This window comes from Paenibacillus sp. SYP-B3998, assembly GCF_010820665.1.
Lineage (GTDB): Bacteria > Bacillota > Bacilli > Paenibacillales > NBRC-103111 > Paenibacillus_E.
In genome coordinates, this window is the sequence record NZ_JAAIKC010000008.1 from 49953 (window position 1) to 64807 (window position 14855).

Sequence of the window (14855 nt, forward strand, 5' to 3'; positions counted from 1 at the left end):
GTGTAATTTCACACAGGTTAAGGAGAAGCACTCATGTCTGTTTATAAAATATTACTTGCGGATGATGAAATCGCCCTTCGATTTCTGTTGACGGAAACACTCTCCGATGAGGGGTGCGAAATTACAGAAGCAGAAGACGGTCAGCAAGCCATAGACCAACTGCAAAAACAAGCTTACGACCTCGTTATTCTTGATTATATGATGCCTGAACGCACGGGTGTTGAAGTCTGTGAATGGTTACGACAAAGCGATAACATCAATCGTGACTTACCCGTTATTTTATTGACGGCCAAAGCACTGGATAAGGATAAAGAGAAGGCAAGAGCCGCAGGGGTCACCACCTATATTGTGAAACCATTCAGTCCTCTACAGCTGTTAGATACGGTTCAACAATTGTTGAAGGGCTGATCGTCCGTATAGATTAAGATTTCTTTATTACAAAGGGTGATTGTCTGAAATGAACAATGATAAGCAAGAACACATAAAGGACAAGGATTTGGACGCCGATAAAGATGCCAGAATTATGAGGCAAGGACGGAAATTATTCGTTCGGGAGTTTGACAAACAAATTCAACAGCTTCAGTTGCTTCTTACGACCATTCAATCTTCACCTATATCCGATGATGTGCAGCAATTTTATCGGATTGTTCATACGGTGAAGGGAAGCGCGCCGATATTCGGCTACCAACGCATTGGTAAGCTAGCGGAAGAGCTAGTTCGGGCTTGGGAGTGGACGCAATCGATTGCCAAGGGCAGTGAAACTGCTCTCTTGGCTGTAACTCCCCTGGAAGAAAGCGCAGCTTATAGTCAGGATGTTTTACGACAAATGAACATGGAATACGATATTTGTGTGACTGAACTTCACATGGACGAACAGCAAAGTCCAAGTGGAGGTTCTCTGCTCGGGACGTTAAAGAGTCGACTGCTGCTTGTAGATGACGATGAAGTGCTAAGGTCCTATTTGACCCGTCGGCTCCAGTTAGATGACTGTGTAGTGGATGAAGCAGCAGATGTGGAATCTGCGGTCAAATTGCTTAGAGAGCATACGTACGATCTGGTGACACTCGATTTAATGATGCATCCCCAATCAGGTTATGAGCTGTTCGAATTTCTTAAAGAAGATCCAACCTTGAAATGGCTCCCCCTTATTGTTCTTTCAGGACGAAATGATTTGCATGATAAGGTTCGATGTTTCCATCTTGGTGCCGATGATTATGTTACGAAGCCTTTTCAATATGAAGAATTAGCCGCACGGATCTATGGGTTGTTAAAAAGGACAAAAAATTTCGAGCAGCTTGCTTTTCGCGATCCATTGACAGGCGTATTTAATCGGCGTTATTTTGATTTGCAGATCGGTTTGGAGCTGCAGCGAATCGAGCGCTATCCCGCGCCTATTTCGCTTGTTTTCATCGATATTGATCGATTCAAAAGGATTAATGACGGATTTGGGCATCATGTCGGGGATTTGGTGCTTCAAGGATTGGCTCACTTGCTGCAAGTTAATTTACGTGCGACTGATTTGTTGGCCCGTTTCGGCGGTGAAGAATTTGTGATTGCCCTGCCGAATACGACGGCAGCGCAAGCGATGAGGATCGTGCAGCATATACTCGATAAGGCGCGTCAAAATCCTGTCGCGCAGTACGAAGGGAAACCTTTCTTTGTTACGTTTTCTGCGGGTGTTGCAGAGTGGCAGGCAGGACAATCCGTAGCGGAGTGGATTAGCAAAGCCGATGACGGGATGTATCAAGCCAAGCAGCAGGGGCGCAATCGCGTAGTAGGTACCCAAGATGATATCTCTACAACCCCATCAAGCAACGGGGCTAGCAGTGCAGACAAGAAGAAACGGCTGCTTATTGTGGATGACGATTCTATTCTGCGAGCCATCTTAACTTCACAATTGGAGCATTTGCCGATTACAATTACGCATGCTTCTAATGGAGAAGAAGCGTATCGTTTACTGGAAGAGAGCTCTTACGATGCGTGCATTCTTGATGGCATGATGCCCAAGGTAGATGGCTTTCACTTGCTTGAGAAGCTGAAAAAGAATCCAAGCATGGCTCAAGGGGATATGAAGATTCTTATGCTCTCAGCCAAGAAGAAGGAAGACGATCTGGTTAGAGGGTTTCAAATGGGGGCGGACGATTATATGACGAAGCCGTTCTCATTGGTAGAACTTGAAATTCGAGTCAAGCGTTTGATGAAATTAGCATGAGATAGGGCATCTGTAAATTTTAGAGAAATAGTGCATATCAAAATTGATATGCACTATTTCTCTTTTTTTGAATTCTGGATGATCTAGGTTACGACATTAAACCATCTTTATCATCTGCCAAAGTCAAAGACATTAGAGTTTTCTTCTGTTTTTTAACAATTTGTTTCAAGTCTTACGATTAGCTTTGCAATTCGATATTCCCAAAACAGCATTCAGTGGACAATAACGAGTCGCTCCCGTAACAATAGGTGCTATTCCAATAAAGCCCCACCATCTTTTGTAATATGCTCCAGCGAGAATTATAGCGGACCCAATTGTAATTCTTATCAATTGCTCTGTTTTCCCAACGTTACACTGCATAATAGAACCTCCAAGTAATGTTCATACGTTTACAGCAGACATTGACTAGGTTACCCCTCTCTAAGTCAAACAATCACTCAAATGAGCTTGTAATTTCAGGGGTTGAGGCAAACGGAAATCTTTATTATAGTAACTATATACCTATACGGGTATAGGTAATTAATCCTTTTTAGTGGAGAGCTAGATAAAGCTAATGCCGCATTCATTATCACAAATGGAGCTGCCGCCTATGATCACGAAGTTACGATTTCTTTACCTTTTGGGGACTGAATGTACTTCGTAAAGATCAAAAAAATTGCGGTGGAAAAGGGATTCCTTGGCCTTTATAGTATAATAAAAGGATGGAAGAATATGAAATACGATGATGATCTAAAAAAGAGATTAAAGCGTATGGAAGGCCAAATCCGAGGCGTCTTAAAGATGATGGAGGAAGAACAGGATTGCAAGGATGTTGTTAGCCAAATTTCCGTAGTCAGAAGCGCCGCGGATAAAGCGATTGCCTACATTGTTGCGGTCAATTTGGAGCAGTGTATCCTTGAAGAGAAGGAAGCTGGAAGAGATTCGAGCAAAATGGTCCAACAGGCTGTTGAATTGTTAGTTAAAAGCCGTTAAGAGAATCAGGAAAGAGGTTAGAATATGACGTATACATCCATTTTTAATATTGTGGCGTTAGCGTTTTTAGTCTGGTTTATTTATTCCAGGTTTGCAAGCGTAAAAGGTCTAAACAATCTATCGTCGGATCAACTTGAGGATGAATTGAAGGGAAACCATAATTGTGTTCTGATTGATGTACGTGAACTCGGCGAAGTAAAGCAAGGCTACATCCCAGGTGCGATCAATATACCTTTATCCCAAATGAAACAAAGAGTTGGAGAAATTAAAAAAAATGATCGTGTATATCTATATTGTCGGAGTGGAATGAGGAGCAAACAAGCAGCAAGGATTCTAAAGAAGAATGGTATTAACGAATTATCTCATTTGCAGGGCGGGATTATGTCCTGGAAAGGGAGTTTAACCAAATAAACAAAAAATCATTAGCCCCGTGGGTTAATGATTTTTTGTTATATATAAGTTTGATTGATGTACATATAGCTCTATCGTTAAGGACAGGCGAATCTACCAATTGTATGGGTATTCGTCAGGCTAACTTTCTGCTAGAGTAAGGATTGTAAGTAAAATCAAATTTGTTGCGTACCTATTCAGGAGAGGGGGAGTACCGTTGTCTGACAAAGATGCTCTCGTTCGATTCGGTATCTCGATGCCGCAATCCTTAATTGAACAATATGACCGACTAATCGCCCTGCAAGGCTATGATAACCGTTCAGAAGCCATTCGTGATTTGGCACGTAAAGCTTTGCTTACTTCCAGTTCAATGAAACTTGATGAAACTGTCGCTGGAACCATTGTGATGGTGTACGACCATCATGTTCGTGATTTGCCGATCACATTGATGGATCTCCAACATGATTACCATCATGAAATTATTTCTACGATGCATATCCACTTGAATCATCAGCAGTGTCTAGAAATACTTGTTGTTCGGGGCAAAGTCCATCAGCTCAGGGAACTCCAACAACGGATACAGGTGCTTAAAGGTGTTGGATATGCCGAGCTATCCGTTACACATGTGGACGAGCAGCAAGAACATCTTAGCCATACGCATAGGCATCCTCACAACCATCATGAAAGTTAAGTTGTCTGGAACTCCTTTCCTACATCACCAGCCTGTTACTTAAGTGGAGTTGATAACAATGAAAGTACATCTAAACCGTTTCCGTTTACTATTACTCTGTGTACTCATTTTATGCCTATATGTAATCGTTTCTTCGAAGGCAGAAGCAAGCAGTATGTTGGAAATCAATGATTCGAAAAATGAGTACGAGTTGATTCCTTATACAAGTGTTTTAGAGGACAAAAGCGGCAGGCTGGTTATTTATGATCTTATTCAACCAGAGCTGTCTGATAAATTCGTACAAGTGAAAAGCGAAACGCCGAATTATGGTTTCACTCCCTCCAATTACTGGACAAAGTTGAAACTGACAAATAAATCAAGCAAAGAGGATTGGCTATTGGAAATAGCGTACCCACCGCTTGATTCGATTAATTTGTATGTTATGGATGGATCCAACGTGGTCGTGCAGAAGCATACAGGCGATGATACGCCTTTCCCATACAGAGAAATGAATAATCGTAAGCTTGTTTTCAAAATTCATGCTGAGCAAGATCAACCGTTAACGTTGTACATGAGGTTTCAGACGCAAGGCGCCATGGTAATGCCGTTAAATCTTATTCTGCCCGTCCATTATGCTGAAAAGGAACAAGCTTCTTATTTATTGCTAGGGGGCTTTTACGGCATCATGCTCATTATGACTGTATACAATTGTTACTTGGCTTTTTCTTTCCGGGCTAAGGCATATTTGTACTTTGCGTTATATTGCGCCTCCGTTTTTTTGTTTTTTGCAACAATGAACGGCATTTCTTTTCAATTCATCTGGCCGTATCAAGTAGAGTGGAACAATCGTGCCGTTATCATATTTATGTGCTTGAGCGATATTGCAGCACTCCTATTTTCTAGAAATTTTTTACCGATAAAATCGATTTCTACCCGTTTGAATGGCTTATATAACCTCTTTATTATTTTTGAATTGAGTAACATTTTATTGCTAGTATTAGATTATTCGTTGGGTTTGGAAGTTGCTATGATTAAATTTGTTTTTTTTCATTTACTTATGCTCATTCCAGGAATTAGAAGCACTCAAGCAGGGTTCAAACCTGCAAGGTACTACCTGTTGGGCTGGGGAATCTTTATGCTTGGCGCTATGCTGACCACACTTGCTGAGATCGGATGGACACCAATGGATCGTTGGCGTATTTATGGTTCTCAGATTGGTTCGACGCTAGAGGCGCTCATAATGTCTTGGGGACTCGCCAATCGTATTCACTTGATGAGGAAAGAGAAAGACCTCGCTATTGAGCAAATGGAAGAAAGTAGGAAATTGGCAGATTCCGATTTTTTGACTGGACTGTACAATCGACGCTACATTATGAAAACGTTCAGTTCTGTACTAGGAAGAAGCAGTCAGAACACCATGGCGTTCCTCATGATGGACGTGGACCATTTTAAGCGTATCAATGATACGTATGGGCATGATATTGGGGATAGCGTCTTACAGAAAATAGCTGCTCTTTTACAGCAATGCTTCCGCTCTAATGATGTGATTGGCAGACTTGGCGGAGAAGAGTTTATCGTTTTAATGCCTGATACGAATATCCAACAGGCCCATCAGGCCGCAGAATATGTATTAAATTCCATACGAAGCTACCCCTTTGAGGCTGCTGGTCAACGAATGAATTGTACGGTGAGCATTGGTATTACCGTATGGAAGGGCACGGATGAAGATGATATTCACCAAGCGCTGCGAAGATCCGATGAGGCTCTCTACGAGGCCAAAAAGTTAGGCAGGAATCGGATATGCATGGCAGATTCGTAGTTGCTCTTTATTTTTGGTAGAATTAGTTGTGGGAGGTGCTTTATGTCTAGTAAATTATTCACGGTACAAGAAGCCAACGCGATGCTAACGACTGTAGATCAAGAGCTACGGAAAATTCAAACATTGAAACGTGACTTCGAGGCAAAATATATGGATCTACGCAGACTGAAGAATGAACAGGCTGAACAGGTTAGTGGGGAGAAAGATCCATTCTTCTTCATGGAGACGGAGCTTGAATTTCTGCAAATCGAGGCTAAAAGTCTGATCCAAGGTTTTCAACTCAAAGGTGTGGAACTTAAAGATATCGATACGGGCCTAGTAGATTTCCCTTGTATCATTGACGGACAAGAAGTGCTTCTCTGTTGGAAACAGGGAGAAGACGCGATCCGTTATTACCATAGCAGGCACGAAGGTTTTGCTGGGCGTAAGCCGATTTCGGAATAGAGGAGTACATTATGCAAATGTATCGAGGTTTGAAACGTTTCCAGGTGCAACTGGTCCTTGTGTTGTGCGTATTTGCTTCTGTCATGTTGAGTGCGGTAATCGCACCTCAGACGGCTTCAGCGCATGCCTCTTTGGTTCAGGCAACACCAGAGGCGGATAGTAAGCTGGAAGAATCGCCAGCTGGGGTTTCGGTTACTTTTAATGAACGTTTAGATGCAGGACTTTTTTATATCAAAGTATTTGATCATACCGGAGACGAAGTAACACGCAACAAGGCGCAAATGAATGCGCAAGAGAACGGGGTGGATTTGGCGCTACCCAAATTGCCTGAAGGCATCTATTTAATTAGTTATCATGTCATTTCAGCAGATGGACACCCTGTTGGCGGTAGTTATCCGATTACGATCGGTAATCCCCCGCAAGAGCAAAGGTTGGAAGTGCCGTCGATTCAAACGAGTCATCAACACGGCTTATCAAGCTCATTAACTACGAAAGAATTGCTTCAGTATACATTTCGAGGGCTCTGGTATCTCATGGTGTTAGTGTTAGCGGGTTGGGTCTGCTGGTTAAGGTTCCCCAGGGCTGGCGGAGCAGAAGAAAGGAAGTCCATGTCTTCGTGGACACTGAACTTGCAGCGCGCACAGCTGGTCGCTCTGCTGCTGCTTATTTTCACGCATATCGAAGATTTATTGGGTGGCGGAGGCGCAGAAGAAATATGGCAGCTCTTTAGCGCCACGAGTATCGGTATATCCTGGGTGCTGCTCTTAGTGCTAACCTTTATTGGTTTTGTACTCGTAGGCAAAGTTGCCTGGCTGGATGTGGTTTGGGCACTAGCTCTTCTAGCTGTCAAAAGTTTCAGCGGCCACGCGGCTTCCTTTTCACCAGTATGGGCAACGATTGGGCTGAACTTCATTCATTTAGCGGCATCAGCCCTATGGGTGGGTGGCTTGATCCTGTTAGTTGTGAAGTGGCGTAAGCAAGGCCAGGAAATGGGCTCCTTTCTGCGCGCTTTCTCGAAGATGGCTTTCTTATCCATTATCATTTTGACGCTAACAGGCTCTGCATCCGTGCTGTTATTTCTACCGAACTTGCACTATTTACTCTACGCTTCATGGGGGATTTTGTTAATAGTGAAAGTTGGTGTCGTGCTGTTTGTCGCGATTGTTGGTTTTATACTCCGACTGTACATGCGCAAACAGAAAGAGCAGAAGGCGTACCTGTGGGTCAAAATTGATGTTTCCCTAATGGTCATTATTATGCTGCTGGTTGGACTCATTACCTATATGGCGCCGATTCCAGAAAATCAACCTTTACAGTGGCATCAGATGGGGGAAAAGGTGCATGTGTCTGCAGACATAACGCCCAAAGTGCAGGGAACAAACACATTTATTGCTAAAGTATGGCTTCCTGAAAAAACAGGTAAACCGAAACAAGTTCAAATGATTCTCCACTATACGGATGATGAAGAGATTGCGCCAATTACTGTGCCTCTCGCAGCGTTCGTAGATAAGGTTCAAGAAGAATCTTACGGTCTTAAGAAATTCAGTTATCAAGGGGTAGGCGCTTACTTGCCGTTCCGTGGAAATTGGGACTTAGAGATGCGCGTTATGGATTCCGATGATAATGAGACGGTATATCATAAAACATTTTTAGTGTACTAGCGACAACTCACTGGAGACGATGAAGGTGGGTGTCTAATGGCTTGGTACAACGTATTAGACAGAGAGCAGTTGAATGTGAAGCCAGATGTTAAAAAGGGGCTCTCCCAAAAGGGGTTGAGTAAATGAGTGAGTCCCAAATCATGTGAAAAAACGCCTTCGAAACCACTAAGTAGTGGGGATGAAGGCGTTTTTAGATAGGTTTATTCATGTCAGAGTGGGGGTTCAAAAATCTGGAAATGATTTTTGAGACAGCCTCCTATATGACGTTTAGAACAGGCTCCAATCAAACTTTTGGGACAGCGTTCCTAGGAGGTGTACACCTGCGGTGCTGTTCCCTTTACGGTTCAGTGCGGGGCCGACAACCCCTATACCGTATCGTCCAGGCACCATGGAGAGTATCCCGCCAGACACGCCGCTTTTGGCAGGCAGTCCAACGTTCATAGCGAATTCACCAGAAGCATTGTACATCCCGCAGGTAAACATAAACGTTTTGGCGATTTGCACAAAGCGGCGCGGGATAATCTGCTTTTTCCTGATCGGATCGACGCCGTTATGAGCTAGAACGAGCGCCATTCGTGCCAAATCCGTGCAGGTTGCTTCCACAGAACAGTGACTGAAATAAACCTCTAGCACATCATCCACCTGTTGGTCCAATACGCCATTGTCTTTGAGAAAATAGGCCAAAGAGCGGTTGCGGTGCGCTGTATCGGATTCGGATTGGTGAACATCTAGGTTAATATCCAGTGTAGAATTATCGGCAATGTCCCGGAAAAAATGGAGCATTCGATCCGTCTGCTCGGCGGGACTATTACCGGCAATCAAGGAAGATATGGCGATCGCCCCCGCGTTGATGAGTGGATTGAAGGGAATACCGGGCTCCACAAGCTCCAGCTTCAGCATGGAGTTGAAATCATCCCCTGTGGGTTCCATACCAACCTTGGAGAATACAACCTCTTCACCGCGATCCATCAACGCTAGGATGAGCGTGAACACTTTGGATATACTTTGCAGCGTGAAACGGAAGTCATGATCTCCACTTAAGGCTGTTTGTCCTTGTGAATCCATGATACAAATACCTAATATGTCTTTGGGGGCATTGGCTAGCTCAGGGATATAGGAAGCAACATTTCCTTCCATACTATGCGATTTGCTTTCCATGACCCACTGAGTTAAGTTTTCATTTAAGTAATTCCATGTGTTTTCTTGCTGCTTATCATCGCTCATATAAAGCCGTTCCTTCCTGTTCGATCCTTTGCCATGCGAGTAAGCTTACCTATTAGGCTTTCCAAGCTTGAGGATGGTTATCACTGATGAGTTCAACTGCGCTAGCGTTAGCGACGACCTGCTCGGGATTTTTGCAGCCCGGAATGACGGATGTTACCGCATCATGCTTCAAGCACCAGGCAAGAGCCCACTTAGCCATATCCATACCTGCAGGAACTTCATCCCGCCTAATCAGCTGGACTTCTTCTAGTCTTAGCTTCGTGATTTCTTGATCGTGGCGATGGCGCACATCGGTCTTATCGAAGATAGCGCCTGGCTTATACTTCCCGCTTAAATAGCCGCTAGCCAGTGGGACACGAGCGAGGACGCCTAGATCCTGCTGTCTGCAAGAGGGAAACACAAGCTCTTCAGGGGCGCGGTCCAGCCGGTTATACACCACTTGGATCACTTTGGCATTTACTTTATCAGAGCTATCTGTTTGGTGAATGTTTGCATTACTTGCAATTGAAGTTCCTAAATGACGAATTTTCCCTGCTTGAATTTGCTTGTCTAGTGTTGTCCAGAGAGCGTCATTGTCGAATAAGGAATCGGGCCCGGAATGAAATTGATATAAATCGATATAGTCCGTTTGCAAAGCCTTGAGAGAGGCATCGAGCTGTTTTACCACTTCTTCAGCGCTGAATGTATCGGTTCTGGTGAAACGCTCATGAAAGTGATGTCCGAACTTCGTAGCAACGATCCAGTCCTCACGTTTACGTCGTGATAAATAACTTCCTATGAAAGACTCGGACAAATGGTCTCCGTAGCATTCTGCCGTGTCGATCAGATTGATACCTAACGCCGCGGCCTGGTCCAAAATAGCATCAGCCTCATCTTGCGTATATTCAATTCCCCACTCACCGCCGAATTGCCAAGTGCCGACACCAACGATGGAAACTTTTAATTCTGTTTTACCGAGTCTGCGATATTTCATGATGATCACTCTCCTTTTAGGGTATCCAACATCATTAAACGCTATAGCATGCTCCATGTCAAAAGAAACAGGAAAGTCTAATTATTTATTTTATATTAAGGTTAGAACTTGTGAAATCCTCTACTGTTATAAATAGAGTCAAATAAACGATAAGGAAGAAGAAAGAAGGGAGATCACGATGAAATCCATCCTAAGATTTATGAAAGAGTGGGTGCCTAGCATCGCCGTTGCTGTTATTGTGGCACTAGTAATCAATACGTATGTGGCCCAAGCTATGACTGTTCCTACAGGTTCAATGCTGCCTACGATTCAATTGAAGGACGAACTGATCGTGGAGAAAATGAAGCCGATCACTGACTTTGCAGTTGGTGACATCGTTGTTTTCTGGCCTCCTATTCCTGGTAACAAAGATCGTTATGTGAAACGTCTGATTGGCTTGCCCGGTGATACCATTGAGATTAAAGATGGAGCCTTGTATAGGAATGGCCAAAAGGTTGATGAGCCTTATGTGAAAACGCCAATGACGTACACATTTAATAAAGTTACGGTTCCTGCGGGAAACTATTTTTTTCTTGGGGATAACCGAAATGAAAGCTATGACGCTCATTTGTGGCCTACACCTTTTGTACCTGAAAAAGACTTGATCGGTAAAGCTGTTTTTCGCTTGTTTCCTTTGAGTCATATAGGCAAAATTGAATAATAAAAATGCTCCTAGCCTCTAGATGAAGAGGATTGGGAGCATTTTTTAGTTAGGATTTATGCAAGTCCCGTGGAGACTTCGGTTTCCGACTCGTCTTTTTTGGATTTACGGTCAGATAATTTGATGTTACCGATAAAGAAGGTGAGCAAGGCGCCTAACAGAACAAACGCTAAACCAATAACGAAAACTTGATGAAGTGAAGTCACGAGCGCGTCTTTTAGAATAGGAAGCATATGTTCTACGAATTCTTTCGGCATTTTGGCTAATGTTTCAGGACTAAGAAGCGATGAATAAAGGCCTTGCGGGTTCGTATGAATCATATTCGTGAGCCCAGTCGCCATTTCGTTTGCTTGTTCTGGCAGTTGTTTCACGACAGGCGTTAAATTTTGTTCCAGTAGTACGGACGATTTATGATTCATGACGGATCCAAGAATGGTCATACCGAAGGTTCCCCCGATTTGACGGAAAAATTGGCTGGAGGAAGTAACCACACCAAGCTCGGATTTCGGAAAGCTTTCCTGTAAAGCAAGCGTCAGAATCGGCATGACAAGGCCCATACCTAAACCTAGAATCAGCATATAACTAGAGGCAAGCAGTTTCGTTGTATCAATTCCCATTGTGCTAAGCAGGTAGAAGCCAACGGCCATTATAATCATTCCAGTGAACATTTGCTTGCGGACACCCAGTTTTTGTATGAACTGACCGGATACGATACTAGCTACAATCATCGTGATCATCATCGGTGTCATTACCGTACCGGACTCTGAAGCGCTAATACCAACGATGCCTTGCATAAAGAGTGGAACGAACATAATAGCTCCGAACATGCCCACGGACATCAAGAAACCGATACCGTTAATCGTTGTGAATATTCTACTTTTGAATAAACGAACGGGAAGAATCGGCTCTTTGGCTCTGCTCTCAATGAAGACGAATGAAACGAGCGAGACCACAGCGAGAACGAATAGGCTAATAATTTGCCATGAGCTCCATGCATAATCCTTACCGCCGAATGTCAAAGCAAGCAATAAACTGACAACCCCGATAATCATTGTTAGAATGCCGGGAACGTCGATTTTTACATGGCCAACTGCTTTATGCTTAGGTAGGGCGATTGCAATTAAAATCACAGCTAGAATGCCAACCGGAAGATTGATGTAGAAGACCCAACGCCAGTTCAAAGAATCGACGATCCAGCCGCCGACCTGCGGTCCAACAACGGTCGATAAACCAAAGATTGCGCCGAATACCCCTTGCCATTTGGCACGCTGTTTACCTGTGAACAAGTCCCCGATAATAATCATCGCCATAGGCATCATGATGCCGCCACCGATACCTTGTAAGCCGCGGAACCATATAAGCTCTGTCATGTTTTGGGCCATCCCGCAAAGCGCTGAAGCTCCAATAAAGATGACGAGTCCAGTTACATAGATCACGCGGCGGCCGATTAAGTCAGCCAGTTTACCCGCTATGGGCACGACAACGGTTGAAGTGAGCATGTAGGCAGTTGTTAACCACGCCATTAGGCCGAGTCCACCGAATTCACCGACAATACGCGGCATAGCCGTTCCTACAATGGTGCCGTCCAAAGCGCCGAACAGCATGGCGATGATGAGTCCTGTCAGCAGCAGCCCTCTGTTTTTAAGCTCGGGGTTAGCTGTGGCCTCGAGTGAATCTTCAGATGTCGTTTTATTGTTTTCCACAAGTACCACTCCTTTGATGTGATGTCATCTTATTAGTTTAATTAATAAAAGGAAGCTAGTTTCTCAAAAGCTTCTACGAGGATATGAAGCTCCTCTGGAGGAAGCTGTGATAAGCTTCGAGCGGTTACTTCTTTATGAACCTCCTCGGCTTTCTTTAGAACTTCTTCGCCAAGCGGGGTCAGCTCAACCAGTACAATGCGGCGATCTGATTCATGATGCTTGCGAATGACATGCTCGCTTTGTACGAGTCGATCGATCATGACCGTAATGGCGCTTGGCTTCACGCCCATTTTCTCGGCGAGATGCGTTTGCTTAGGCATACCCTCTTTGCGAATCATATGGAGCATGAAAATTTGCGGCATCGTTAAATCGGATTCCAGCTTAGCGAAAACAGCCTGCCCCAATTTGCGATGGGTGATTTCAAAGGCCGTCCGAAAACGGTCGGTGTAAGAACTTAATTGGTCGCTCATAGCAAGCCTCCTTCATTCATAAGTTGAGAGAATAATTTAAATAAAGAAATAATTAAATTGTATTATTATTACATAAGATAATTATTAAATTGTTTAAATAAAATATACACGGGATTTAGGGGTGAAGTCAACTGACATTTTCAGGAACACCTCAGCTAACTTGCATCTCTAGCGTATCTTGCATATAATAACTGATAACTATACGTGTAAATGCTTTGACGGAGAAGAGTACGCAGTGCTTCTTGACAGGGAGGGAAAGCCGAAGATTGAGAGCTATCCCCAAGAATCAGGCTGCCGAAGTTCGCTCCTGAGCAGTCCTTTGAACAGAGAAGGCGGCTGGACCGCTTCTAAGTAGAGGGAACCGGACACATCGTCCGTTATCTGGAATGAAGTGAGATACGCTTCTGTTTGCCCATCGTGGCACTCAGGCGGATCTAATTAGGGTGGTACCACGGCTTTCTCGTCCCTTGTCAGGGGAGGGAAAGTCTTTTTTTTGCGTTTATTTTTTGGCAAATTCAGGAGGGATTTCGATGAAAGAACGTTTAGAAGCGTTGAAGCAGGAAGCACTGCAGGAGCTGAGCGGCGTACAAAGTCAGCAGGAACTGAATGATCTGCGCATTAAGTATTTAGGAAAAAAGGGTCCTTTAACAGAAATTTTGCGCGGCATGGGCGCTTTAAGCGCTGAGGAGAGACCAGTTATCGGTCAGGTTGCTAATGATGTGCGCGCAGCTATCGAATCGGTTGTTGAAGAGAAGCAAGCTGCTTACCAGCAGCAGGAAACAGAAAATCGTCTACGCGCAGAAATGATTGACGTCACGCTACCAGGGCGACCATCCGAGCAAGGCGCTGTTCATCCTTTGAGCAAAGTGATTCAGGAGATCGAAGATATTTTTATCGGAATGGGTTATTCCGTAGCAGAAGGACCTGAAGTTGAACATGATTATTACAATTTTGAGGCGCTTAACCTGCCCAGGGATCACCCCGCTCGCGATATGCAGGATTCTTTTTATGTAACTGACGAGATTCTTATGCGTACTCAAACTTCCCCTGTTCAAGTTAGAACGATGGAAAAACGCAAAGGCGAAGTGCCGATTAAAATCATTTGTCCAGGTAAAGTATTCCGCCGCGATGATGACGATGCGACACATTCTCACATGTTTACACAAATCGAGGGTCTGGTTATTGACCGGAATATTCGGATGAGTGATCTTAAAGGAACGTTACTCCAATTCGTGCAAGAAATGTACGGCAATCAAACGAAAATTCGTTTGCGTCCAAGCTTTTTCCCCTTCACAGAGCCTAGCGTTGAGGTTGACGTGAGCTGTGCTATGTGCGGAGGTACAGGTTGTCGGACTTGTAAGCAAACTGGCTGGCTCGAAATTCTTGGAGCAGGTATGGTGCATCCTCGCGTGCTTGAGATGGGCGGTTTTGATCCAAAGGAATATACAGGCTTTGCCTTTGGGATGGGTGTTGAACGGATTGCAATGCTGAAATATGGCATTGAGGATATTCGTCATTTTTACACGAATGACCTGCGTTTCTTGAAACAGTTCTTGCATCTGTAACCACAAACTCAAGCTTGCCAAGGAGTTTTCATAGAATAACGGAATAACGTTT

15 protein-coding genes, 1 pseudogene and 1 other annotated feature are annotated in these 14855 nt (G+C 44.0%); of the genes and pseudogenes, 11 read left to right on the forward strand and 5 right to left on the reverse strand.

The genetic code is table 11. The annotated features are described in order from the left end of the window. The first annotated feature begins 33 nt into the window (after nt 1-33). Together GK047_RS19300 and GK047_RS19305 are read left to right on the forward strand one after the other, a co-directional pair. Nucleotides 34-408, forward strand: a complete 375-nt coding sequence (locus GK047_RS19300; protein WP_163950453.1) for a response regulator — start codon at nt 34-36, stop codon at nt 406-408. Nucleotides 409-457: 49 nt separating this feature from the next. Then, a complete protein-coding gene (locus GK047_RS19305; RefSeq protein ID WP_240344050.1) occupies nt 458-2212 on the forward strand; it encodes a response regulator in 1755 nt (584 codons plus the stop codon). A 165-nt stretch (nt 2213-2377) separates the two neighbouring features. Here GK047_RS19305 and GK047_RS19310 read toward each other — a convergent pair whose 3' ends face one another. Next, nucleotides 2378-2572: a YgaP family membrane protein gene (locus GK047_RS19310; protein WP_163950455.1), complete on the reverse strand. Its 195-nt coding sequence runs from the start codon at nt 2570-2572 to the stop codon at nt 2378-2380. 162 nt (nt 2573-2734) lie between these two features. On the opposite strand from GK047_RS19310, the pseudogene GK047_RS19315 reads away from it, so the two are divergent. The 7 genes and pseudogenes from GK047_RS19315 to GK047_RS19345 all read left to right on the forward strand — a co-directional run. Next, nucleotides 2735-2886: pseudogene (locus tag GK047_RS19315) on the forward strand (DsrE/DsrF/DrsH-like family protein); the annotation flags it as partial. Between the two features lie 37 nt (nt 2887-2923). Next, nucleotides 2924-3184 (forward strand): metal-sensitive transcriptional regulator, encoded by a 261-nt coding sequence (locus GK047_RS19320; protein WP_163950457.1) that lies wholly within the window; start codon nt 2924-2926, stop codon nt 3182-3184. 24 nt (nt 3185-3208) lie between these two features. Further along, nucleotides 3209-3595, forward strand: coding sequence for a rhodanese-like domain-containing protein (locus GK047_RS19325; protein ID WP_163950459.1), 387 nt, complete (start codon nt 3209-3211; stop codon nt 3593-3595). Nucleotides 3596-3791: 196 nt separating this feature from the next. Continuing rightward, nucleotides 3792-4265 carry a nickel-responsive transcriptional regulator NikR gene (gene nikR / locus GK047_RS19330; RefSeq protein ID WP_163950461.1) on the forward strand — a complete coding sequence of 158 codons (474 nt, stop codon included), beginning with the start codon at nt 3792-3794 and terminating at the stop codon, nt 4263-4265. 58 nt (nt 4266-4323) lie between these two features. Next, the gene (locus GK047_RS19335; RefSeq protein WP_163950463.1) at nt 4324-6063 is read left to right on the forward strand and encodes a sensor domain-containing diguanylate cyclase; all 1740 of its coding nucleotides are present in this window, start codon (nt 4324-4326) and stop codon (nt 6061-6063) included. A 42-nt stretch (nt 6064-6105) separates the two neighbouring features. Continuing rightward, nucleotides 6106-6507, forward strand: coding sequence for a DUF2203 domain-containing protein (locus tag GK047_RS19340; RefSeq protein WP_163950464.1), 402 nt, complete (start codon nt 6106-6108; stop codon nt 6505-6507). A gap of 11 nt (nt 6508-6518) precedes the next feature. Continuing rightward, the gene (locus GK047_RS19345; RefSeq protein WP_163950465.1) at nt 6519-8168 is read left to right on the forward strand and encodes a copper resistance CopC/CopD family protein; all 1650 of its coding nucleotides are present in this window, start codon (nt 6519-6521) and stop codon (nt 8166-8168) included. 267 nt (nt 8169-8435) lie between these two features. Here GK047_RS19345 and glsA read toward each other — a convergent pair whose 3' ends face one another. Both glsA and GK047_RS19355 read right to left on the reverse strand, forming a co-directional pair. Beyond that, nucleotides 8436-9392, reverse strand: a complete 957-nt coding sequence (gene glsA, locus GK047_RS19350) for a glutaminase A (RefSeq protein ID WP_163950466.1) — start codon at nt 9390-9392, stop codon at nt 8436-8438. 52 nt (nt 9393-9444) lie between these two features. Beyond that, a complete protein-coding gene (locus tag GK047_RS19355) occupies nt 9445-10365 on the reverse strand; it encodes an aldo/keto reductase (RefSeq protein WP_163950468.1) in 921 nt (306 codons plus the stop codon). A gap of 178 nt (nt 10366-10543) precedes the next feature. On the opposite strand from GK047_RS19355, the gene lepB reads away from it, so the two are divergent. After that, complete coding sequence (gene lepB / locus GK047_RS19360; RefSeq protein WP_163950470.1) at nt 10544-11065, forward strand: signal peptidase I; 522 nt, start codon at nt 10544-10546, stop codon at nt 11063-11065. A gap of 56 nt (nt 11066-11121) precedes the next feature. On the opposite strand, the gene GK047_RS19365 is transcribed toward lepB, so the two are convergent. Both GK047_RS19365 and GK047_RS19370 read right to left on the reverse strand, forming a co-directional pair. Further along, entirely contained in the window at nt 11122-12696 is a 1575-nt protein-coding gene (locus tag GK047_RS19365; RefSeq protein WP_275901697.1) for an MDR family MFS transporter, read from the reverse strand. 113 nt (nt 12697-12809) lie between these two features. Next, on the reverse strand, nt 12810-13238 hold the full coding sequence (locus tag GK047_RS19370; RefSeq protein ID WP_163950472.1) for a MarR family winged helix-turn-helix transcriptional regulator: 429 nt from the start codon (nt 13236-13238) through the stop codon (nt 12810-12812). 206 nt (nt 13239-13444) lie between these two features. Beyond that, nucleotides 13445-13709 (forward strand) — a binding site (T-box leader). A 59-nt stretch (nt 13710-13768) separates the two neighbouring features. On the opposite strand from GK047_RS19370, the gene pheS reads away from it, so the two are divergent. Then, on the forward strand, nt 13769-14803 hold the full coding sequence (gene pheS, locus GK047_RS19375) for a phenylalanine--tRNA ligase subunit alpha (RefSeq protein WP_163950474.1): 1035 nt from the start codon (nt 13769-13771) through the stop codon (nt 14801-14803). The last annotated feature ends 52 nt before the right edge of the window (nt 14804-14855 follow it).

Bases quoted from the DNA above. Each gene is read 5' to 3' on its own strand.
- GK047_RS19325 (WP_163950459.1), top strand. From the start codon at position 3,209: ATGACGTATACATCCATTTTTAATATTGTGGCGTTAGCGTTTTTAGTC.
- GK047_RS19305 (WP_240344050.1), top strand. From the start codon at position 458: ATGAACAATGATAAGCAAGAACACATAAAGGACAAGGATTTGGACGCC.
- glsA (WP_163950466.1), bottom strand. From the start codon at position 9,392: ATGAGCGATGATAAGCAGCAAGAAAACACATGGAATTACTTAAATGAA.
- GK047_RS19370 (WP_163950472.1), bottom strand. From the start codon at position 13,238: ATGAGCGACCAATTAAGTTCTTACACCGACCGTTTTCGGACGGCCTTT.
- GK047_RS19355 (WP_163950468.1), bottom strand. From the start codon at position 10,365: ATGAAATATCGCAGACTCGGTAAAACAGAATTAAAAGTTTCCATCGTT.
- GK047_RS19345 (WP_163950465.1), top strand. From the start codon at position 6,519: ATGCAAATGTATCGAGGTTTGAAACGTTTCCAGGTGCAACTGGTCCTT.
- GK047_RS19310 (WP_163950455.1), bottom strand. From the start codon at position 2,572: ATGCAGTGTAACGTTGGGAAAACAGAGCAATTGATAAGAATTACAATT.
- pheS (WP_163950474.1), top strand. From the start codon at position 13,769: ATGAAAGAACGTTTAGAAGCGTTGAAGCAGGAAGCACTGCAGGAGCTG.
- lepB (WP_163950470.1), top strand. From the start codon at position 10,544: ATGAAATCCATCCTAAGATTTATGAAAGAGTGGGTGCCTAGCATCGCC.
- GK047_RS19320 (WP_163950457.1), top strand. From the start codon at position 2,924: ATGAAATACGATGATGATCTAAAAAAGAGATTAAAGCGTATGGAAGGC.
- GK047_RS19340 (WP_163950464.1), top strand. From the start codon at position 6,106: ATGTCTAGTAAATTATTCACGGTACAAGAAGCCAACGCGATGCTAACG.
- GK047_RS19335 (WP_163950463.1), top strand. From the start codon at position 4,324: ATGAAAGTACATCTAAACCGTTTCCGTTTACTATTACTCTGTGTACTC.
- GK047_RS19300 (WP_163950453.1), top strand. From the start codon at position 34: ATGTCTGTTTATAAAATATTACTTGCGGATGATGAAATCGCCCTTCGA.